The following is a 19,856-nucleotide window of genomic DNA, read 5'->3' as shown; positions in this document are numbered from 1 at the left end:
GCATGTGTTAAGCACGCCGCCAGCGTTCGTCCTGAGCCAGGATCAAACTCTCCGTAAATGTTGAATTGCACGATCCGAAGACCGGCACATTTCGCGCACCATGCCACCGGAATAGGTGAACACGATGCAAGTTTGAAACTGACAGAACAAATCATTACTGACTTGCTTTGTTTTGTTTAAATGTTTTCCAAAGGAATCTCTTACAACATCAACCAACCGAAAAGGAAGGCATCAATTGCACGAGGTTTTTGGCATTTGACATTGTGCACGCTGTTGAGTTCTCAAGGATCGGATGCTCCTGCCTTTGGCCATCACGACCGCCCTGCAGGGCAACTTCTCTAACTTACCACTTCTTCGGTTCTTGTCAAGTCGAATCAGGAGCTGATCTGAGCGGACCGGAGTTCGCTTGATCCTCACCGCTTCGATGACCCGAGAGCTGGGAAGTACCAACCTAGTCTTGAAGTGAGACGATCTCAAGTGTGAGTTTGACTCACGTGGAGATGCTCGACTTTTGGCTGGGTATCAGTCCCACTTGAGGCCGGGAAGCTCTTCCGCTTCCCGCACCTTTGGGGTGACGAGTGATTACTTTACGCAGACCGCCAGGGGCTGGCAAATCCTCGCTGCATCCCGGGCGTGTCGCCCGGATCCACGCGCTTCAGTCCCGATCGGCGTCACCGATGCCGAGGACGGCCGCTGAGTCGGAACCGGCCGCGACGACCGTCGCGACGGCGAGCGGGCTTCCGCCCCAGGCGGTGAACGAGTACTCGTCTCCGGCGGAGTCGACCGACCAACTGCGCTCGCCCGTGGTCGCGTCGATGCCGACGAGCGTGTCGTCGAGCGTCAGCAGGAGGGTCCGGTCGCTGTATCCGACGAGGCTGCCCTCGGCGTCCCGCTCCTCGTATCGGATCTCACCGTCTCGAGCGCCGACCCCGGTGTATCCGCCGTCGCCGTCACCGAGCATGATCGTGTCGCCCACGGTGTAGGCGCCGTCCCAGGTGCTCGTCAGTCCGCTGCGCCACTCGACCTCGCCGGATCGCAGGTCGAGGCGGCGGACCCGCTCCCCCGACTGGTCGGCGACGACCAACAGTCCGCTCGCGTCGAGCACCACCGGCAGTGCCCCGGTCGCCTTCCAGCGCTCGGCGCCGGTGCGGTCGTCCACCCCGCGGATCGTGGTGTCGTTGCCGGAGTAGTCGATCGCGACGAGATCGCCGCCCACCTGCTGGTAGTACCAGGAGAGATCGCCCTGCCAGTCGATGGTCGATCCGTCGTCGAGCGAGAAGACCGCTCCGTCGTAGAAGAGCTTGTCGCCTGCGGTGGTCGCCCGCTCGCCGGCGTCACCGCTGACCTCCCAGACCGGGTCGGTCAGGTCCGTCGACCGATAGCGGCCGACCGTCCCGGTGCCGTCGGCCGTGGTCGACGAGATGAGCAGATCACCCTCGAGACCCGGGACGAACGCCGCCGGTGCAGCGAAGTCGGCGAAGCCGATCCCCTCGACACTCGAGTGCTCCTGCGAGGTGGACACCACGTGCCCGTCCCGACGGCTCACGGCGACCATGAGGTCCCCCTGACTCAGCACGATCGCGGCCGCATCCGGTGGGGAGACGACCACCGGTGCGTCGAACCGGTCGAACTCCGGCGAGAGCTCGGTGACGCGACGGTCCCAGAGCGTGTGGCCGTTCGCCGTGTTCACCAGGGAGACCACCGTCTCGCCCGGAGCGTCGTCGAGGGTCGTCTGATCCAGTGGCCGGTCGGTCGACCACACGAGCAGCGCGGTGTTGGGGCTCGCGGTGTACCCGTTGAGGTAGAGCTCGTCGCCCGCGGGCACTTCGTCGTCCAGCGGATGCGCGAGTTCCCACGTTCCGACGGTCGGCTTCGTCGGGAGGTCGCGGAGGAGCGCGAGCCCCTCGACGCGGTGGGGAACGGCCGCGACCACGATGAGCACGACCGCGACGATCGCAGCGACCACGGCGAGTGCGAATCCGCCGAGGATGAACCATCGGCGTCGCGAGGGGGTCCGCTTGACCGTGCTGGGCAACGAATCGGGGTGCCAGAGGGCACGGGGCGCGGCCGGTTCCCCAGGTGCCTCCCCTGCGGAGCTTGCCGAAGCCGGCTCGTCCGCAGCGGCTGTCGCCGGGTGCGGAGTCGACGCCTGCGCCGGCGCCGGGTTGGTGGATTCGGGATCCGGGACCGGTGTCGGCACCGCGCTCGGCGCGATCGACGTCGCGGTACCGCGGTTCGTGGGCTCGACCGTGTCGACGTCCGGCGACGGCGGTCGATCGGCTTCCGCTGCTGGGGCACCGGTCTCGACGTGGGGTGCATCGGTCTCGACGAGGTCGCCGTCATCGGCCGGCGTGGACCGGTCGTCCGTCGACTCCGACTCGGGCTCGTCCGCCGGCTCCGGCTCGGCCGCCGCCTCGGCCGGCGTCTGCACGGTCGACAGCTCGCCCGTGCGCAGCGGCAGCATGGCCCCACAACTCGGGCACACACCGTCGCGACGGTCGACGATCTCGGTCCCGCACGCCTCGCAGAGCTGCACTCGGAGCATCCCCTTCAGGTTCGATGACGACGACGATGCCGTCGTCGGCGGATCAGGCGGGCGCTCCGTCGAGGAACAGCCCGGCGAGGGTGCGCTTGCCGCGGCGCAGCACGGCCACCCCGCCCGTCAGGAACCGGTCGTCCAGAGTCGCGTCGACGTCGTCGATCTTGCGGTTGTTCACCGAGACGCCTCCCTGGGCGACCGCGCGTCGAGCCTCACCGAGGCTCGAACACAGCTCCGTGTCGACGAGCGCCTGGATGACGAGGGTCTCCGCCGTCACCCGCGCGTTCGGCAACTCCGTGACGGCCGACCGCAGCGTGTCCGCGTCGAGAGCGTCCAGATCGCCCTGACCGAAGAGCGCGGCCGACGCGGCGATGGCCGCATCCGTCGCGGCGACCCCGTGGACGAGCGCGGTGACGGCGTAGGCGAGGGTCTTCTGCGCCTCCCGCTTGAACGGTTCCGACTCGGTCGCGGCCGCCAGTCGCTCGATCTCCACCCGATCGAGGAACGTGAACACCTTCAGCCGGGCGATGACGTCCGCATCGTCGGTGTTGACCCAGAACTGGTAGAACGCGTACGGGCTCGTCATGCTCGGGTCGAGCCAGACCGCGTTGCCTTCGCTCTTCCCGAACTTCGTGCCGTCCGAGTTCGTGATCAGCGGGGTCCCGATCGCGTGGACGGTCGCCCGCTCGACCCGGTGGATGAGGTCGGTTCCGCTCGTGAGGTTGCCCCACTGGTCGCTCCCGCCGGTCTGCAGGACGCAGCCGTACTCGCGGTACAGCTCGAGGTAGTCCATCCCCTGGAGGATCTGGTAACTGAACTCGGTGTAGCTGATCCCCGCCTCCGAGTTGAGGCGGGCACTGACCGCGTCCTTCTTCAGCATCGTGCCGACGCGGTAGTGCTTGCCGATCTCCCGCAGGAAGTCGATCGCCGAGAGCGGTGCGGTCCAATCGAGGTTGTTGACCATGCGCGCGGCGTTGTCGCCCTCGAAGCTGAGGAAGCGTTCGATCTGCGCGCGGAGGGACTGCACCCACTCGGCGACAGTGTCCGGCGTGTTCAGTGTGCGCTCGGCGGTCGGACGTGGGTCGCCGATGAGGCCGGTCGAACCGCCGACGAGCCCGAGCGGGCGGTGTCCGGCCAGCTGCAGCCGACGCATGACGAGCAGCTGGACCAGATTGCCCAGGTGGAGGCTCGCAGCAGTCGGGTCGAACCCGCAGTAGTAGGTGATCGGCGCTCCACCGAGCAGGCGCTTCAGCTCCTGCTGATCCGTCGACACATGGACGAGCCCGCGCCAGACGAGTTCGTCCCAGACGTCCTCGAAGGTCGGATCGTTGCGCTGGTCAGGAAGAGCGAGGTTCGACACGCTTGCAAGGCTATCAGCGCAGGATCGGCGGCTGGATCGGGTGCATCGGCACCGGCGCGATCGCGGCGATCGTGATGTGCAGGAATTCCTCTCATTCTTCGGAGTTGTGGAAATACCTGCACGTTGCGACTAGGGTGATCGAGCCGACCCACCGCCGAGAGGAGAGCCGTGTACGTCCTGACCGTCGATCAGATCGCGAGCCGGACCGGCCCCGATCGCGCCGCCGGTGTCATCGAGTCGATCAACGACCGGTTCCCGGACCACCTGCTCCTGCAGGCCGAACGCACGGCAGGCGACGAGTTCCAGCTCGCCACCGATGACGCCGGGATCGCGCTCGCCATCGCCTTCGACCTCCTCCGGGATCGCGGCTGGAGCGTGGGCATCGGACAAGGCGACGTCCGACGTCCGCTCCCTGATTCCACCCGAGCCGCGACCGGTCAGGCCTTCTACGCTGCGAGGGAGGCTGTCACGCGGGCCAAGCGGGCGCCCTTCCGGTTCGCGCTCGAGGCGGCCGACCAGCAGGGCGGCGCCGATGTCGAAGCGCTCATCGTGCTCCTCCTCCACCTCCGCGACCGGAGGACCGAGGGCGGATGGGAGGTCGCCGACCTGCTCGCGGCCGGCGCGACCCAGTCCGAGGCCGCGGCACGACTCGGCATCACCGAGAGTTCGGTCAGTCGCCGGGTCGCGGCCGCCGGAGTCCGAGCCGAAGCCGCGGCGACCACCGCGCTCATCCGCCTCCTGGCGAAGCTCGACCAGGACGCCTCCGTGCACCACCCCGACGACCGAAAGGACGAGCGATGAACCTCGTCACGCTCACGCCCATCACCTGGCCGACCGTCATCGGCCTTCTCGGAAGCGCGCTCGTCTTCCTCCTGCTGGCCCGGATGCTGAGCGCGCGTCTCGCGGATCGTCTCATGGTCGTGGCGGCGGCCCTCATGGTGGTCGGGGCCTTCCTGATCGCGCTCGTCCCCTCGGTCCCGCCGACCGGTCCTGCACTCGTGCTCCTCGGCGTCTTCGTCCTGGCCGTCGCGGTCGCCGGCGGTGGTCCGGTCGCCTCCTTCGTCCTCACCCTCGCGACGAAGGGCAGCGTCGCCCCCGGAATCCACGGCGGCATCCTCGTGGAGCGCCGGAACCCGAGCGCCTCGCAGGTCGTCGGACGTCCCATCGAAGTGCTGCGCGGCGGGACCGCCATCGGGATCCTCGAACGGCTCGCCCTCGTCGCCGCGTTGTTCTCCGGCTATCCGGAGGCGATCGCGGTCATCGTCGCGGTGAAGGGTGTCGGACGCCTCACCGAACTCGACTCGGCCGAGGCGCGCGAGCGGTTCATCATCGGCTCGCTCGCCAGCATCCTCTGGGCTGCCGGGGTGGCGTCGATCCTGCTGCTCGCGCGAGGCTGAGTCGGCGGATCAGTCCACGGCCCTGGGAGAGCGGCGGTAGGGCGAGACGGTCGTCTCCCCCGGCAGCACGAACCGCCACGGGTAGGCGGCTCCCCCACCGACCCCGCTGACGCCAGTCCGCGGACCGGCCGCCGAGGCGAGCGGGCGCTCGGGCAGCAGCAGATCGAAGGGCGGCTCGGCGAGGTCGTCACCCGACTGGTCGAGCGCGATCCCGAGCGCCACGGTGAGCCGCGCCGGTCCTCTGGCCAGGTCGCGATCCGGCACCCGTTCACCGCGTCGCAGCCGCGCGAGCTCCAGGCCCGCGACGACCTCGCCGGCACGCAGGAGGACGGCCGACGCCGTGCCGACGGGTGAGCACACGACGTTGACGCACACGTGCATGCCGTAGCTGAAGTAGGCGTACAGATGCCCGGGCGGACCGAACATCGGACTCGTGCGCGGGGTCGGACCACGGTGCGCATGGGATCCGGGATCCTCACCGACCCCGAGATAGGCCTCGACCTCAGTGAGACGGACCGACACGGTGCCCTCGGGCGTCGTGTGGGACAGCACCGCTCCGAGCAGCGCGGGCGCGACCTCGAGGGCCGATCCCGAGGTCAGTGCCCGCAGCGGACCGGCCGTCGTCATCGGACCCCGCCCCGTCTAGAGCGAGAGGGCCTGTGACAGCGCGCCCACCCGCCCGACGAGTGTCACGAGCTGGTCCTGGACCCGCTCCGGCGCAGTCCCGCCGGCGCCGAGTCGGCTGCCGATCGAGCCGTCGACGGTCAGGACGCTCCGCACGGCCGGGGTGAGATGTTCCGAGACACCAGCCAGTGCGGCGTCGTCCGGTTCGTCGAGTGCAAGGCCGCGCTCCTCGCAGTACCGCACGAGCTCGCCGCTGATCTCGTGCGCGTCACGGAAGGCGACACCCTGCTTGACGAGCCACTCGGCGACGTCCGTCGCGAGGGAGAACCCCTCCGGTGCGAGCTCGCGCAGCCGTGCCGTGTCGAAGCGGAGCGTCGCCACCATCCCGGTGAACGCCGGCAGCAACACCTCGAGCTGGTTCACGGAGTCGAACACCGGCTCCTTGTCCTCCTGCAGGTCGCGGTTGTACGCGAGCGGCAGCGCCTTCAACGTCGCCAGCAACCCGGTCAGGTTCCCGATGAGTCGCCCGGACTTCCCGCGGGCGAGTTCGGCGATGTCGGGGTTCTTCTTCTGCGGCATGATGCTCGAGCCGGTCGAGTAGGCGTCGTCCAGGGTCACGAACCCGAACTCGCGGGTGTTCCAGACGATGATCTCCTCGGCGAACCGGGACAGGTTGATCCCGATGAGCGAGGTGATGAACGCGAACTCGGCGACCACGTCGCGGCTGGCGGTGGCGTCGATCGAGTTCTCCGTCGGCCGGTCGAGCCCGAGTTCGTGCGCGACGAGCACCGGGTCGAGCCCGAGGGAGCTCCCGGCGAGCGCTCCGGAACCGTACGGCGATGCGCTCGCCCGGGCGAGCCAGTCGCGGAGCCGTTCCAGGTCGCGGGTGAGCGGCCAGGCGTGCGCGAGCAGCTGGTGGGCGAGCAGCACCGGCTGGGCGTGCTGCAGGTGCGTGCGGCCGGGCATGACCGCGTCCGGGTGTGCTTCGGCCTGGGAGACGATCGCGTCGACCAGGTGGATGACGTCGCGGGCGATCACCCGTCCGTGATCGATGAGGTAGAGGCGCACGAGCGTCGCGATCTGGTCGTTCCGGCTCCGGCCGGCACGCAGCTTCCCACCGAGTTCCTTGCCGGCCCGTTCGACGAGCCCGCGTTCCAGCGCCGAGTGGACGTCCTCATCGCTCGCCGCCGCGACGAACGTCCCGTCGGCCACGTCGGCGTCCAGGACGTCGAGGGCGGCGAGCATCCCACCGAGCTCGTCCTCGTCGAGGTACCCCGCCGACGCGAGCGCTTTGGCGTGGGCACGGGAACCCGCGATGTCGTATGCGGCGAGGACCCAGTCGAACTGCGTGGACTTGCTCAGACGGGCGAGTTCCGGTGACGGGCCGCTCGCGAAGCGTCCACCCCAGAGGGCCCCGGATTCGCCTGCTCGATTCTGCTGATCTGCCACGATGGGCCTCCTGTACTGCTGGCGTCCGGAGTGCTCCGGACTGGTCGGTCGGCCGCAGCCGGGGAAGGGTCAGGCCGCAGAGCCGGCGTGCTGCTGCTCGAGCAGCCACACGAGCAGGGCCTTCTGCGCGTGGAGGCGGTTCTCCGCCTCGTCCCAGATGATGCTCTGTGCCCCGTCGATGACCTCGGCCTCGACCTCGAAGCCGCGGTCGGCGGGCAGGCAGTGCATGAAGACGGCGTCGGAGGCTGCGAGCCCCATGAGCCTGCGGTCGACCCGGTAGCCGCCGAAGATGGCGACGCGTTGCGCCTTCTCGTCCTCCTTGCCCATCGACACCCAGGTGTCGGTGATCATCACGTCGGCATCCGTCGCCGCAGTGTCGGGGTCGGTGGTCACGAGCACTGATCCTCCCGTCGTCGCGGCGATGCGCTCCGCGTCGGCGACGACGTCCGCAGCCGGGGCGAACTCGGCCGGGGCGGCGATACGGACGTGCATCCCCGCCGTCGCGCCGGCCAACAGGTAGGAGTGGGCCATGTTGCTCGCTCCGTCGCCGAAGAACGACATCGTCAGACCGGCGAGCCGGCCCTTGTGTTCGCGGATCGTGAGGAGGTCGGCGAGGAGCTGGCACGGGTGGAAGTCGTCGGAGAGCGCGTTGACGACGGGCACGGTCGTCCCGGCCGAGATCTCCTCGAGACCGGACTGGGCGTAGGTCCGCCAGACGATCGCCGCGACCTGACGTTCGAGGACGCGGGCGGTGTCGGCGGCCGTCTCCTTGCCGCCGAGCTGGCTGTTGGCCGTCGAGATGATGAGCGGTGATCCGCCGAGGTCGGCGATCCCCACGGCGAAGGAGACGCGTGTCCGCGTCGAGGACTTGTCGAAGATGACCGCGACGGTCTGCGGGCCTTCGAGTGGCTTGCGAGACCAGCGGTCACGCTTCAGCTCGGTGGCGAGATCGAGGATCTCGGCCTGCTCGGCCGGGCTGAGGTCGTCGTCGCGGAGGAAGTGACGGGTCATGGCTGGTGGTCCTGTTCGTGTGGGTCGATGGCCGGTCAGGCCTGGACGGCGTCGAGCGCCGCGCGGAAGAGGGAGGTGAACTCGTCGATCTCTGCGTCGCCGATGATGAGCGGCGGCGCGATCCGGATGCTCGTCGCGTTCGGGGCGTTGATGATGAGCCCACGGTCGAACGCAGCAGCAGACAGCTCGGCCGCCACCGGGGCGCTCAAGCCGATGCCGATGAGCAGCCCGTGTCCGCGGACCTCCTCGACGAGCGGGGAACCGATGGCGGTGATGACGCCCCGCAACTGCTCACCACGCGCGGCGGCGTTCTGCACGAGACCGGCGCGCTCGATCTCCTCGAGCACCGCGTTCGCCGTCGCGGTCGCGAGCGGGTTGCCGCCGAACGTGCTGCCGTGCTGGCCGGGTCCGAACAGCTCGGAGGCGGCGCCGAAGGTGACCAGGGCGCCGATCGGCATGCCACCGCCGATCCCCTTGGCGACGGTGATCGCGTCCGGGACGATGCCGTCCCGCTGGAACGCGAACCACTCCCCCGTCCGACCGGCCCCGGTCTGGATCTCGTCGATGATGAGCAGCACGCCGTGTGCCTCGGTGAGTGCCCTGGCACGGGCGAGGTAGCCCTCCGGCAGGTCGATGACGCCGGCTTCGCCCTTGATCGGTTCGATGATCAGCGCGGCGACCCGGTCGTCGATCGCCGCCTCGAGTGCCTCGATCGTAGTCGGGATGTGCTCGACGCCGCCCGGGAGCGGATGGAACCCCTCCTGCAGCGCGGGCTTTCCGGTCAGGGCCAGCGCGCCGAAGGTCCGCCCGTGGAAGGAGTTCTCCAGGGTGAGCACGCGGGTCCGCGATCCGTCGCCGTGGTTGAGTCGGGCGAGCTTGAACGCCGCCTCGTTCGCCTCGGCACCGGAGTTCGCGAAGTACACCCGACCGCCCTCGTCCGCTCCGGCGAGACGCTTGAGTCGGGCCGCGAGCTCGAGCTGCGGCGGACTCGAGAAGTAGTTGGAGACGTGCGCGAGCGTGCCCGCCTGTCGCGTGATCGCACCGACGAACGCCGGATGCGCATGTCCCAGTGCGTTCACCGCGATGCCCGCGAGGAAGTCGAGGTAGCGGTTGCCCTCGGCGTCCCAGACATGGCATCCCTCACCGCGCGTCAGCATGGCGATCGGCGTGTTGAACGTGCGCATCATGTCGCGGTCGACGCGGCTCTTCCAGTCGCTCATGAGTCCTCCGGGACGACCTCGGTGCCTGAGCCGTTCTGGGTGAACACCTCGAGCAGGATGGAGTGGGGTACGCGGCCGTCGATGATGGCAGCCTTGGCGACCCCGCCGTCGACGGCGTCGAGGCAGGCGGTCATCTTCGGGATCATGCCCGATTCGAGCGAGGGCAGCATGGCTCGGAGTTCACTCGTCGTGATCTGCGAGACGAGCGAGTCGCGGTCGGGCCAGTCGCTGTACAGGCCGGCGACATCGGTCAGGATGACGAGCTTGGCGGCACCGAGTGCGACGGCGAGCGCCGCGGCGGCCGCATCGGCGTTCACGTTGAGCGTCTGGCCGGGCTGGTCGAGGTCGGGGGCGATCGAGGAGACCACCGGGATGTTGCCGGCGTCGAGGTAGGCCTGCACCGAGGTGGGGTCGACGCTGACGACGTCGCCGACGAGCCCGATGTCCACGGTCTCGCCGTCGACGACGATCGAGCGACGACGTCCGCCGAACAGGCCCGCGTCCTCGCCGGACAGTCCTGCGGCGAGCGGGCCGTGTTCGTTGATCCGCCCCACGAGCTCGGGGTTGACCTGGCCAGTGAGGACCATGCGGACGACCTCCATGGCCTCGGGCGTCGTGACCCGGTACCCGCCGCGGAACTCGCTGTGGATGTCGAGCCGGTCGAGCATCGCGGAGATCTGCGGGCCACCACCGTGCACGACGACGGGCTTCAGCCCCGCGTAACGCAGGTAGACCATGTCCTCGGCGAACGCCTGCGCGAGCTCGTCGCTCACCATCGCGTTGCCACCGAACTTCACGACGATCGTCTGGTCGCGGAAGGTCTTCAACCAGGGAAGGGACTCGATGAGGGTGGCGGCCTTGATCGCCGCCTCCTCGGGAGAATTGTCTCGGTACTGGGTCATCATCAGCTCGCGTAGGCGCTGTTCTCGTGCACGTAGTCGTGCGTGAGGTCGTTCGTCCAGATGGTGGCTCCCGTGTCACCGGCATGGAGGTCGATGAGCACGTGCACTGCGCGCGGTGAGAGGTCGACGAGGTCGCGCGGCTGATCCGGCTCGCCGGCCGTGCACACCTGGACGCCGTTCATGGCCACGTCGATCCCGTACGGGTCGAACTCTGCGCCCGTGGTCCCGACGGCCGCGAGCACCCGGCCCCAGTTCGGGTCGTTGCCGAAGATGGCCGCCTTGAAGAGGTTGCTGCGGGAGACCGCGCGGGCGACCTCGACCGCGTCGTCCTCGGACACCGCGCCGACGACCTCGATCGCGACGTCGTGGGCCGCGCCCTCGGCATCGGCCTGCAACTGCAGGGTGAGGTCGCGACAGACCTCCGTCAGCGCCTCGGTGAAGGAGGACAGCTCCGGGGTGACGCCGCTCGACCCGGAGGCGAGGAGCGACACCGTGTCGTTCGTGGACATGCAGCCGTCGGAGTCGAGGCGGTCGAAGGTGACGCGGGTCGCGCTGCGGAGCGCCTGATCGAGCTGGGACGGCTCGAGCACGGCGTCGGTCGTGATGACGACGAGCATCGTCGCGAGCCCGGGGGCGAGCATGCCCGCGCCCTTCGCCATGCCACCGACGGTCCATCCGTCCGCGCTCCGCACGGCCTGTTTCGGCTTCGTGTCGGTCGTCATGATGGCGGTCGCCGCGGCGAGCCCGGCCGCTTCGCTCGCACCGTCCTGGCCGGCGACCGCGCGGGTGGCGTCCCACACGCCTGCGGTCAACTTGTCGAGGTCGAGCTGTTCGCCGATGAGCCCCGTGGAGCAGACGAGGACGTCGCCGGCCGAGACCGCGAGTCGCTCGGCGACGGCCTCCGCGGTCGCGTGCGTCGTCTGGAAACCGCGCGTCCCCGTGTAGCAGTTCGCGCCGCCGGAGTTCAGGACGATCGCCGAGACGATGCCGTCCTGCATGACCTGCTCGCTCCAGAGGATCGGGTTGGCCTTGCACCGGTTGCTCGTGAACACCGTCGCCGCGTGCTGCAGCGGACCGACGTTGTGGACCACCGCGAGGTCGAGGCCCCCGGAGGTCTTGAGGCCGCAGGCGACGCCCGCCGCGAGGAATCCTGCTGCTGCTGTCACACTCACGGTGCCACTCCATTCACACTCAAGCCGGTCGTCTCGGGAAGCCCGAGCGCGATGTTCGCCGATTGGATCGCCGCGCCGGCGGTCCCCTTCACGAGGTTGTCGACGGCGGTCACGACGACGACCCGTCCCACCGTCTCGTCGACGGCGAGTCCGATCAACGCGGTGTTGGCGCCGAGGACGTCGGCCGTCCGTGGGAACGAGCCCTCCGGCAGCACCTGGACGAACGGTTCGTCGGCGTAGGCCGTCTCCCAGGCTTCGCGGACGGCTGCCGCCGTGGTGCCCGGGACGATGCGTGCCGTCGAGGTGGCCAGGATGCCGCGCGACATCGGGACGATGACCGGGGTGAACGAGATGGAGGCGCGATCGGCACCGGCCGCCCGGAGGCTCTGCGTGATCTCGGGGATGTGCCGGTGGGTACCGCCGACGGCGTAGGGGTTGGCCGTGCCGAGCACCTCGCTCGCGAGCAGGTTGACCTTCAGGCTCTTCCCCGCACCGGACGGCCCGACCGCGAGCACGGAGACGAGGTCGAGCGGCTCGATCACCCCCGCGGCGATGCCGGGCGCGAGGGATAGGGCGACCGTGCTGGCGTTGCATCCGGGAGCGGCGATCCGCTTGGCGCCGGCGAGAGCGTCGCGCCCCCGACCGGTGGACGTCTGGAGCTCCGGCACGCCGTAGGCCCAGGCGCCGAAGTAGTCGCCGCCGTAGAACGCGTCCCAGTCGGCTTCGTCGACGAGCCGGTGGTCGGCTCCGCAGTCGACGACGAGGGTCTCCGGTGGAAGCGATGCCGTCACCTCACCCGACTTGCCGTGCGGCAGGGCGAGGAAGACGACGTCGTGTCCCGCCAGCACCTCCGGCGTCGTCGCCTCGAGGACAAGATGCCGGAGGGAGCGGAGGTGTGGCTGGTGGTCGACGAGCGGTTGACCGGCGTTCGCGTGCGCGGTCACCGTCCTGACGTCGAAGTCGGGGTGGTCGGCGAGCAGCCGAAGCAGCTCGCCTCCTGCGTAGCCGGATGCTCCGGCCACCGCTACAGAGAAGGACATGGCTCTACCTTATTGAGTGGACGCTCGAGGGGCGGAGGCGGCGACTCCTGGACGACGGCACGATCACCTGGACCGTGCGAGCACCGGGGTCGCCTATCGTCGCTCTGCGGTAGCGCGCGCGGACACGGGACGGCGGAGGGCGCGGAGCGTGATCGCCCGCGAAGAACCCTGTGCCTGGAAACGTGCCATGTCGAGAGCGTACTACGACGACGAGGATGCCGACGAATCCGCGCCCGGCGCAGCCCGCTCCGCGATGAGCGCCGCCTGCACCCGCGACCGCGCGTCGAGCTTCACGAGGATCCGGGACACGTGCGTCCGGGCCGTCGCCTCCGACAGCCCGAGCACGGTCGCGATCCCCGCGTTGCTCAGGCCCTCGCGCAGTCGCTCGAGGACCTCACGCTCCCGCGGTGTCAGCGTGGCCAGACCGGGGTGCTCCGGAGCCGGTGCCGGCACGACCGGAGGTCTGGCCGCGGCGAGACGTTCGATGACTCGGCGGGTCACCTCCGGCGCGAGCACCGCCTCGCCCGCGTGCACTCGTCGGATCGCATCGACGAGGCCGGCAGCGGAGACCGTCTTCACCAGGAAGGCGTTCGCCCCGGCCGCCAGCGCCTCGTCGACGTACCGGTCGAGCGCGAAGGTCGTGAGCATGATGATGCTCGGCGGTGGGGTGGCCGCGGCGAGGATGGCCGGGATCGCGTCGATCCCGGAGGCACGCGGCATCTGGACGTCGAGCAGCACGACGTCCGGTCGGTGTCGCACGGCTTGCGCGACGACGGCCTCCCCGTCCGCCGCCTCGGCGATGACCTGGATGTCGTCCGGCTCGTCGAGCAGCGCCCCCAGACCCGCTCTGACGGCCGCGTGGTCGTCCGCGATGAGGACCGTGATGGTCATGACGCCCCTCCTGCGGTGACGACCGCGGGGGTGGCCGGCGACGCCAGGGTCGGCACGGTGAGCGCCGTCCGCCAGTCGGGACCGTCCGGCCCCGCGGCGAGGTCGCCTCCGACCAGGCGTGCCCGCTCGGCCAGGCCGACGAGGCCGACCCCACCGGACCCGGCGAGCACCGAAGACACGGTCGCCGTCGGCAGCGGGTTGCTGAGCGTGACCGACAGGGCACCGGGCGGGAGCGAGACCTCCACCCGCACGGAGGCACCCGGAGCGTGCTTCGCGGTGTTCGTCAGGCCTTCGACGAGCGTGCGGAGGCCGACGATCGAGGTCTGCGCGGGGACCTCGGCGAGCGCCGCGTCGTCCGGCGCCCGCACCTCCACCTCCAGTCCGTTGGCACGGGCGACCTCGACCGCGCGGCGCACCGACTCGGCCGTGAGTCGGTCTGGTGCCTGGGCCAGGTCGTCGGTCGACTGGTCACCACGGAGCACGTCGATCATCGTGCGCATGTCGGCGAGCGCGTCGAGACTGCTGGTCCGGACGAGTGCCAGGCTGCGCCGCAGCGCCACCGGGTCGGTGCCGTCGCGTCGTTCCAGTGCCGCCGCCGACTGCATCGCGATCGCCGAGAGGTGACCGGCGATGACGTCGTGCAGCTCCCGGCTGAGCTCGAGCCGTTCACGGGTCACGGCGTCCTGCCGGAGCGCAGCCGCTGCCTGGGCGATCGTGTCCGCGCGCTCGCGCTGGCGTTCGGCCTCGAGGCGGGGGTACCGGACCATCCTGCCGTACCAGATCGAACTCGCCAGGATGACCGGGACGATGATGAGCGAGCCGAGGACCACTCCGCGACCGAGCCGGGCGATGGCCTCGACGTCGTCGGTGAACCAGATCACCGCGAAGACACCGACCGACACGACGGCGAGCGCGGTGCAGGCGAACGCGGCGACGTCGATGACCCGGGACCGCGAGTAGAGCGCCGCCGCGTAGGCGAGGTCGGACACGACGATGAGCATCCCGAGGCCGCTGCCTCCGGTGGTGAGCGCCTCGGCGAGGGCGATCAGGATGCCGACGGCCAGCGTGGTCAACGGGCGTCGGCGGCGGAGCAGGTGCACCGCCAGGATGGCCGTGAGGAAGACGAGCGTCAGGAGGAGCGGCGGTTCCGACACGGTCGTCCCCCAGGGGACATGGATCCCGAGGAGGGCGAACAGGAGTCCCATGGCTGCGCACACCGTGGTGATGACCGGCTCGCGGTGTCGATCCACCCATGCGCGCGGTCCTTCGAGAGCAGCCATGCCTCCATCACATCAGCTCGAGCCGCGCGGCGCGAGCGTCGGAGGGACGAACCCGCCTACGCAGTTCCGCTGACCCCGTCGCCGGAGGATCAGCAGCACGGTCGATGTGGCACGGCATCATCCCGCGACACCATCGGAACATGGACAGCTTCACTGAACTCTTCGGCACGAGCCCGCTCATCTGGGCCATCCTCGGCGCGGAGGCCGCGTTCTGGATCCTCCTCTTCGGCGGGCTCGCGGTCCGCTACCTCCTCCGGCGGCGGCGGCTCAGCGCGATCATGTTGATCGGTGTACCGATCGTGGACCTCGTCCTCCTCGTCCTGACCGCGATCGACCTCGCGTCCGGCGAGGAGCCCAACGTCACGCACCTCCTCGCGACCATCTACCTGGGCTTCACGGTGGCGTTCGGGCACGCGCTCATCACGAAGGCGGACGTCTGGTTCGCACACCGGTTCGCGGGCGGTCCAGCACCCCGGCCCAAGCCGAAGTCCGGTCCCGCGTACGTCCGTGCCGCCTGGTCGGAGTGGCGTCGGGTGGTCCTCGCCGTCGTGATCGCGATCACCGGGCTCCTCGCGATGCAGGCCATGATCGGCTGGAGGGTCCCCGCGTCCTTCGCCCTCGCGAACGAGGACGTCATCTGGGGCATGATCATCAAGCTCGTCGCGATCACGGCCATCTGGTTCGTCGCAGGCCCGGTCTACGCCGCCGTCTTCCGGAGCTCCGCGCCAGCGCCTGACACCACGGAGCGGGTTTCGAATGCAGCCGAGTCACCTCAGGGGCGCCCCTAACGGCGTTCTATCTCATATCTGAGATAGAGTGACGACATGGAAGACACGGCAACGTTTGAACGAACGGACCCTGCGGCACCGCTCCGGCAGGTCGGAGCACTCATCCGCGGCGCCCGACAGGGACGCAAACTCACCCAGGCCCAGCTGGCGGAACGCGTCGGCACGAGCCAGAGCGCGATCAACCGGATCGAGCAGGGTAGTCAGAACATCAGCATCGACCTCCTGAGCCGGATCAGCACCGCGCTCGAGAGCGAGATCGTCAGTTTCGGCGAACAGAAGAAGAACTCGCACCTCCGCGTCCAGGGCGGCCGACAGCTGCACGGGACGATCGCGGTGCGTTCGAGCAAGAACGCCTCGGTCGCGCTCCTGTGCGCCGCACTCATGAACCGCGGCCGCACCACGCTGCACGGCATCGCCCGGATCGTCGAGGTCGACCGCATCATCGACGTCCTGCGCAGCCTGGGCGTCTCGGTGGTCTGGTCGCCCGACGGCCAGGACGTCGAGATCCACGTCCCGGACGACCTCTCGCTCGAGAGCATCGACGAGGACGCTGGTCGCCGGACCCGCAGTGTGCTGATGTTCCTCGGTCCGCTGCTCGGCCGCTACGACACCTTCGCCCTCCCCTACGCCGGTGGTTGCGACCTCGGGACCCGCACCGTCGAACCGCACCTCATCGCGCTCCGGCCGTTCGGCCTGTCCATCGAGGCGACCGCCGGCTGGTACCAGGCCACCGTCGCCCCCGACGTGCCCGAGGAGCTGAGCGTCGTGCTCACCGAGCGGGGCGACACCGTGACCGAGAACGCCATCATGGCCGCCGCGGTGCGCGACGGCGTGACGATCATCCGCAACGCCAGCCCGAACTACATGGTGCAGGACCTGTGCTTCTACCTGGAGCTCCTCGGCATCACCATCGAGGGCATCGGGAGCACGACGCTCCGGATCACCGGTCGCAGCGTCATCAACGAGGACGTGGACTACTGGCCGAGTGAGGACCCGGTGGAGGCGATGAGTCTGCTCACCGCGGGGATCGTCACCGACTCGGAGATCACCGTCACTCGCGTGCCGATCGAGTTCATGGAGATCGAGCTCGCGACGCTCGGCGAGATGGGACTGCGCTACACCCGCTCCCCCGAGTACGCGGCGGCGAACGGTCGGACCCGACTCGTCGACGTCACCGTGCACCCTTCGAAGCTGCACGCCCCGATCGACAAGATCCACCCCATGCCGTTCCCGGGGCTGAACATCGACAACCTCCCGTTCTTCGCGGTCATCGCGGCCTGCGCCGAGGGCGACACGCTCATCCACGACTGGGTGTACGAGGGCAGGGCGATCCACCTCACCGATCTGACGCGGCTCGGCGCCAACGTCCGTCTGCGCGACCCGCACCGCATCGACGTCTCCGGGCCGACGCACTGGTCCGGCGCCGAGGTGAGCTGCCCTCCCGCGCTGCGACCGGCCGTCGTCATCCTGCTCGCCATGCTCGCCGCGAAGGGTACGAGCGTGCTCCGCAACGTCGACATCATCGCTCGCGGGTACGAGCAGCTGCAGGAGCGGCTCATCGCCCTGGGTGCGTCGATCGAGACCTTCCGCGACTGAGTCCGTCCCGCCAGACGGACGCGGCCCCGCAGATCGTCGATCCGCGGGGCCGCTGTCGTCCGGTACGACCGGCTCAGTCCCGGATGCTCGCGCCGAAACGCTCGGCCGCCACTGCCGCGCCGGCGAGCTTCGCGTCGCTCGCCTCCGCCGCGGTGAGCGTGCGGTCCGGCGCCCGGAACCGCAGGGCGAAGGTCAGGCTCTTGCCGCCCTCGGGGACACCCGAGCCGCGGTAGTCGTCGACGAGGCGGATGTGCTCGAGCAGCGAACCGGCGCCGACGCGGACGGCGTCGAGGACCTCACCCGCTGCGACCGTCGCGGGGACGAGCAGCGAGAGGTCCTGCGTCGCCGCAGGCAGGGTGCCGATGCCGACGGCCTCGGGCAGTGCGTTGCCGAGCGCGATGATGCGATCCAGGTCGAGTTCCGCGACCGCCACGACGCGCGGCAGGTTCGCCTCCTCGGCGACGGCCGGGTGCACCTCCCCCGCATACCCCACCAGGACGTCGCCGACGTGCAAGGCCGCGGTCCGTCCGGGGTGCAGTGCCTGGTGGCTGCCCTGCGAGACGGTGATGTCGACGCCGGTCGCCACCGCGACGGCCTGGACGGCCTCGAGCGCGTCGGCGATACCGGCCGCGACCGCGGGCTGGCCCGGCTGCTTCGGGACGGCGTTGCCGACCGCGAGGAAGCCGAGATGACGCGGTTGAGCCGGGACGCCCGCCTCGAGCTCCTGGAGCTGGGCCTCGCTCGGACGGACCGCCGCCTGCGGGAGTTCGGCCTGGCCGAACGCACCGTGACGGGACGGGCGGAACACCGCGCCGACCTCGAAGATCGAGAGGTCGGTCAGACCACGCGAGACGTTCCGGTGGGCCACCGCGAGGAGACCGGGCAGGATCGACGCGCGGAGGAAGGGGGCCTTCGCGTCGAGCGGGTTCGCGAGCTTCACGGCCGGGAACTCACCTGGTTGCGGTGCGCCGAACCGCGCGTTCTCCTCGGCGGAGACGAACGGGTAGGCCAACACCTCGGTGGCGCCGCCGTAGGCGAGCGCATCGGAGACCCCGCGGCGCAGCCGCTGCGAACGCGAGAGCCCGCGTCCCGGAGGCGCGACGGGGAGCACCGACGGGATGCGGTCGTATCCGAGGATCCGCGCCACCTCCTCGGCGAGGTCCTCCTTGCCGGTGATGTCGTGGCGCCAGCTCGGCGGCGTCACGAGCAGGCCGCCATCGGTCGCCTCGACGGCCGCGCCGATCTCGGCGAGCGCGGATCGTGTCTCGTCCGCTCCGAACGTGACGCCGATGAGGCCGTTGATGTAGTCGTCGGGGAGCAGGATCGGCTCGCGATCGGGCGCCGTGGTGACGGTGGAGCCGAGGTCGTCCGTCCGGCCACCGGCCAGGTCGACGAGCAACTGCGCGACGCGACCGGCGGCCGCAACGGCGATCTGTGGATCGACACCGCGCTCGAACCGCTTGGACGCCTCGCTCGGCAGCTTGTGGCGACGTGCGCTCCGCGCGATGGACACCTGGTCGAAGTTCGCGGCCTCGATGAGGACGTTGCGCGTGGCATCGGTGATCTCGGTGTCGAGGCCACCCATCACGCCGGCGAGCCCGATCGGGCCCGAGTCGTCGGTGATTAGCAGGTCCTCGTCGTGGAGCTTCCGCTCCTGGCCGTCGAGCGTGACGAAGGTCTCGCCGGACTGCGCGCGCCGCACGACGATGCCGCCCGTGAGCTTGTCGAGGTCGTACCCGTGGATCGGCTGCCCGAGCTCGAGCATGACGTAGTTCGTGATGTCCACGACGAGCGACAGCGAGCGGATGCCCGCGAGCTTCAACCGGGCCACCATCCACGGCGGGGTGGGCTTCGTCGGGTCGACGTCACGCACGACGCGCGTGACGAAGACGCTCGACCCGACGCGACCGCGGATCGGCGCTGCATCCTCGATCGTGACGGGGAAGCCGTCGAGTGGCCCGGTGAACGCCTCGGGGACGCTCCCGGCCGGGTCGCGGAAGACCGCACCGGTCGCGTGGGAGTACTCGCGTGCGACCCCTCGGATCGAGAACGCGTAGCCGCGATCGGGCGTCACGTTGAGCTCGACTGCAGCGTCGTCGAGACCGAGCAGGCTGATCGCGTCGGTGCCGACAGGCGCCTCGACCCCGATCGTCGAGAGGCGCAGGATCCCGTCGTGGTCCTCACCGAGACCGAGTTCGCGAGCCGAGGCGATCATCCCGTCGGACACGTGGCCGTAGGTCTTGCGAGCGGCGATTGGGAACGGACCGGGCAGCACGGCGCCGGGCAGCGTGACGACCACCTGGTCGCCGACGAAGAAGTTGCCGGCGCCGCAGACGATGCCGCGCACGGCCCCCTCGGCGTCACCCTCGGCGACGCGGACCTGGCACCAGCGGATGGTCTTGCCGTTGGACTGCGGCTCCTCGACGAACTCGAGGACCTCGCCGACCACGATGGGACCCGTCAGCTCGAAGCGGTGGACGTCCTCCTCCTCGAGTCCGACGCGCACGAGCGCTGCGTGGACGTCCTCAGGGGTGGTCCCCGGGGCGAGTTCGACGAACTCCCCGAGCCAGCTCAATGGAACACGCAC

Annotated in this window: 16 protein-coding genes; 4 read left to right on the top strand and 12 right to left on the bottom strand. The window is 69.7% G+C overall.

Annotated features, from left to right (window positions below):
- Positions 1-655: 655 nt before the first annotated feature.
- Entirely contained in the window at positions 656-2,545 is a 1,890-nt protein-coding gene (locus QRN44_RS15920) for an outer membrane protein assembly factor BamB family protein (protein ID WP_285039605.1), read from the bottom strand.
- A gap of 43 nt (positions 2,546-2,588) precedes the next feature.
- Positions 2,589-3,899, bottom strand: a complete 1,311-nt coding sequence (tyrS, locus tag QRN44_RS15915) for a tyrosine--tRNA ligase (RefSeq protein WP_079002656.1) — start codon at positions 3,897-3,899, stop codon at positions 2,589-2,591.
- Between the two features lie 168 nt (positions 3,900-4,067).
- Here tyrS and QRN44_RS15910 point away from each other — a divergent pair, with 168 nt between their 5' ends.
- A complete protein-coding gene (locus QRN44_RS15910; protein ID WP_285039604.1) occupies positions 4,068-4,700 on the top strand; it encodes a DNA-binding protein in 633 nt (210 codons plus the stop codon).
- Positions 4,697-5,296: a hypothetical protein gene (locus QRN44_RS15905; RefSeq protein WP_285039603.1), complete on the top strand. Its 600-nt coding sequence runs from the start codon at positions 4,697-4,699 to the stop codon at positions 5,294-5,296. The genes QRN44_RS15910 and QRN44_RS15905 overlap by 4 nt, the downstream gene beginning before the upstream one ends.
- A 9-nt stretch (positions 5,297-5,305) precedes the next feature.
- Here QRN44_RS15905 and QRN44_RS15900 read toward each other — a convergent pair whose 3' ends face one another.
- The 9 genes from QRN44_RS15900 to QRN44_RS15860 all read right to left on the bottom strand — a co-directional run bounded on the left by QRN44_RS15900 (position 5,306) and on the right by QRN44_RS15860 (position 14,885).
- Positions 5,306-5,923: a DNA-3-methyladenine glycosylase gene (locus QRN44_RS15900; RefSeq protein ID WP_175117854.1), complete on the bottom strand. Its 618-nt coding sequence runs from the start codon at positions 5,921-5,923 to the stop codon at positions 5,306-5,308.
- A gap of 15 nt (positions 5,924-5,938) precedes the next feature.
- Positions 5,939-7,369 carry an argininosuccinate lyase gene (argH, locus tag QRN44_RS15895; RefSeq protein WP_285039602.1) on the bottom strand — a complete coding sequence of 477 codons (1,431 nt, stop codon included), beginning with the start codon at positions 7,367-7,369 and terminating at the stop codon, positions 5,939-5,941.
- A 69-nt stretch (positions 7,370-7,438) separates the two neighbouring features.
- Positions 7,439-8,380 (bottom strand): ornithine carbamoyltransferase, encoded by a 942-nt coding sequence (argF, locus tag QRN44_RS15890; protein ID WP_121291728.1) that lies wholly within the window; start codon positions 8,378-8,380, stop codon positions 7,439-7,441.
- 35 nt (positions 8,381-8,415) lie between these two features.
- Positions 8,416-9,600, bottom strand: coding sequence for an acetylornithine transaminase (locus QRN44_RS15885; RefSeq protein WP_175117852.1), 1,185 nt, complete (start codon positions 9,598-9,600; stop codon positions 8,416-8,418).
- Positions 9,597-10,502 (bottom strand): acetylglutamate kinase, encoded by a 906-nt coding sequence (gene argB / locus QRN44_RS15880; RefSeq protein ID WP_285039601.1) that lies wholly within the window; start codon positions 10,500-10,502, stop codon positions 9,597-9,599. Before argB ends, QRN44_RS15885 begins: the two co-directional genes overlap by 4 nt.
- A gap of 2 nt (positions 10,503-10,504) precedes the next feature.
- The gene (gene argJ, locus QRN44_RS15875) at positions 10,505-11,674 is read right to left on the bottom strand and encodes a bifunctional glutamate N-acetyltransferase/amino-acid acetyltransferase ArgJ (RefSeq protein ID WP_285039600.1); all 1,170 of its coding nucleotides are present in this window, start codon (positions 11,672-11,674) and stop codon (positions 10,505-10,507) included.
- Positions 11,671-12,714 carry an N-acetyl-gamma-glutamyl-phosphate reductase gene (gene argC, locus QRN44_RS15870; RefSeq protein ID WP_121291731.1) on the bottom strand — a complete coding sequence of 348 codons (1,044 nt, stop codon included), beginning with the start codon at positions 12,712-12,714 and terminating at the stop codon, positions 11,671-11,673. The genes argJ and argC overlap by 4 nt, the downstream gene beginning before the upstream one ends.
- Positions 12,715-12,915: 201 nt before the next feature.
- On the bottom strand, positions 12,916-13,605 hold the full coding sequence (locus QRN44_RS15865) for a response regulator (protein WP_175117848.1): 690 nt from the start codon (positions 13,603-13,605) through the stop codon (positions 12,916-12,918).
- Positions 13,602-14,885, bottom strand: a complete 1,284-nt coding sequence (locus QRN44_RS15860; protein ID WP_175117847.1) for a sensor histidine kinase — start codon at positions 14,883-14,885, stop codon at positions 13,602-13,604. Before QRN44_RS15860 ends, QRN44_RS15865 begins: the two co-directional genes overlap by 4 nt.
- Before the next feature lie 140 nt (positions 14,886-15,025).
- Between QRN44_RS15860 and QRN44_RS15855 the strand changes: the two genes are divergently transcribed.
- Complete coding sequence (locus tag QRN44_RS15855; RefSeq protein ID WP_285039599.1) at positions 15,026-15,673, top strand: hypothetical protein; 648 nt, start codon at positions 15,026-15,028, stop codon at positions 15,671-15,673.
- A 36-nt stretch (positions 15,674-15,709) separates the two neighbouring features.
- Entirely contained in the window at positions 15,710-17,269 is a 1,560-nt protein-coding gene (locus QRN44_RS15850; protein WP_285039598.1) for a helix-turn-helix domain-containing protein, read from the top strand.
- A gap of 73 nt (positions 17,270-17,342) precedes the next feature.
- On the opposite strand, the gene pheT is transcribed toward QRN44_RS15850, so the two are convergent.
- A complete protein-coding gene (pheT, locus tag QRN44_RS15845; RefSeq protein ID WP_285039597.1) occupies positions 17,343-19,856 on the bottom strand; it encodes a phenylalanine--tRNA ligase subunit beta in 2,514 nt (837 codons plus the stop codon).

The organism is Plantibacter sp. lyk4-40-MEA-4 (genome assembly GCF_030209415.1).
Classification (GTDB): Bacteria; Actinomycetota; Actinomycetes; order Actinomycetales; family Microbacteriaceae; genus Plantibacter; species Plantibacter flavus_A.
The sequence above is the reverse complement of the archived record's forward strand: the minus strand, read 5'-3'. Positions and strand labels throughout refer to the sequence as shown.

Excerpts from the sequence above, each read along its gene's own strand:
- QRN44_RS15920 (WP_285039605.1), bottom strand. The coding sequence starts at position 2,545 with ATGCTCCGAGTGCAGCTCTGCGAGGCGTGCGGGACCGAGATCGTCGAC.
- QRN44_RS15905 (WP_285039603.1), top strand. The coding sequence starts at position 4,697 with ATGAACCTCGTCACGCTCACGCCCATCACCTGGCCGACCGTCATCGGC.
- QRN44_RS15900 (WP_175117854.1), bottom strand. The coding sequence starts at position 5,923 with ATGACGACGGCCGGTCCGCTGCGGGCACTGACCTCGGGATCGGCCCTC.
- argF (WP_121291728.1), bottom strand. The coding sequence starts at position 8,380 with ATGACCCGTCACTTCCTCCGCGACGACGACCTCAGCCCGGCCGAGCAG.
- QRN44_RS15885 (WP_175117852.1), bottom strand. The coding sequence starts at position 9,600 with ATGAGCGACTGGAAGAGCCGCGTCGACCGCGACATGATGCGCACGTTC.
- argB (WP_285039601.1), bottom strand. The coding sequence starts at position 10,502 with ATGACCCAGTACCGAGACAATTCTCCCGAGGAGGCGGCGATCAAGGCC.
- argC (WP_121291731.1), bottom strand. The coding sequence starts at position 12,714 with ATGTCCTTCTCTGTAGCGGTGGCCGGAGCATCCGGCTACGCAGGAGGC.
- QRN44_RS15865 (WP_175117848.1), bottom strand. The coding sequence starts at position 13,605 with ATGACCATCACGGTCCTCATCGCGGACGACCACGCGGCCGTCAGAGCG.
- QRN44_RS15860 (WP_175117847.1), bottom strand. The coding sequence starts at position 14,885 with ATGGCTGCTCTCGAAGGACCGCGCGCATGGGTGGATCGACACCGCGAG.
- QRN44_RS15855 (WP_285039599.1), top strand. The coding sequence starts at position 15,026 with ATGGACAGCTTCACTGAACTCTTCGGCACGAGCCCGCTCATCTGGGCC.
- QRN44_RS15850 (WP_285039598.1), top strand. The coding sequence starts at position 15,710 with ATGGAAGACACGGCAACGTTTGAACGAACGGACCCTGCGGCACCGCTC.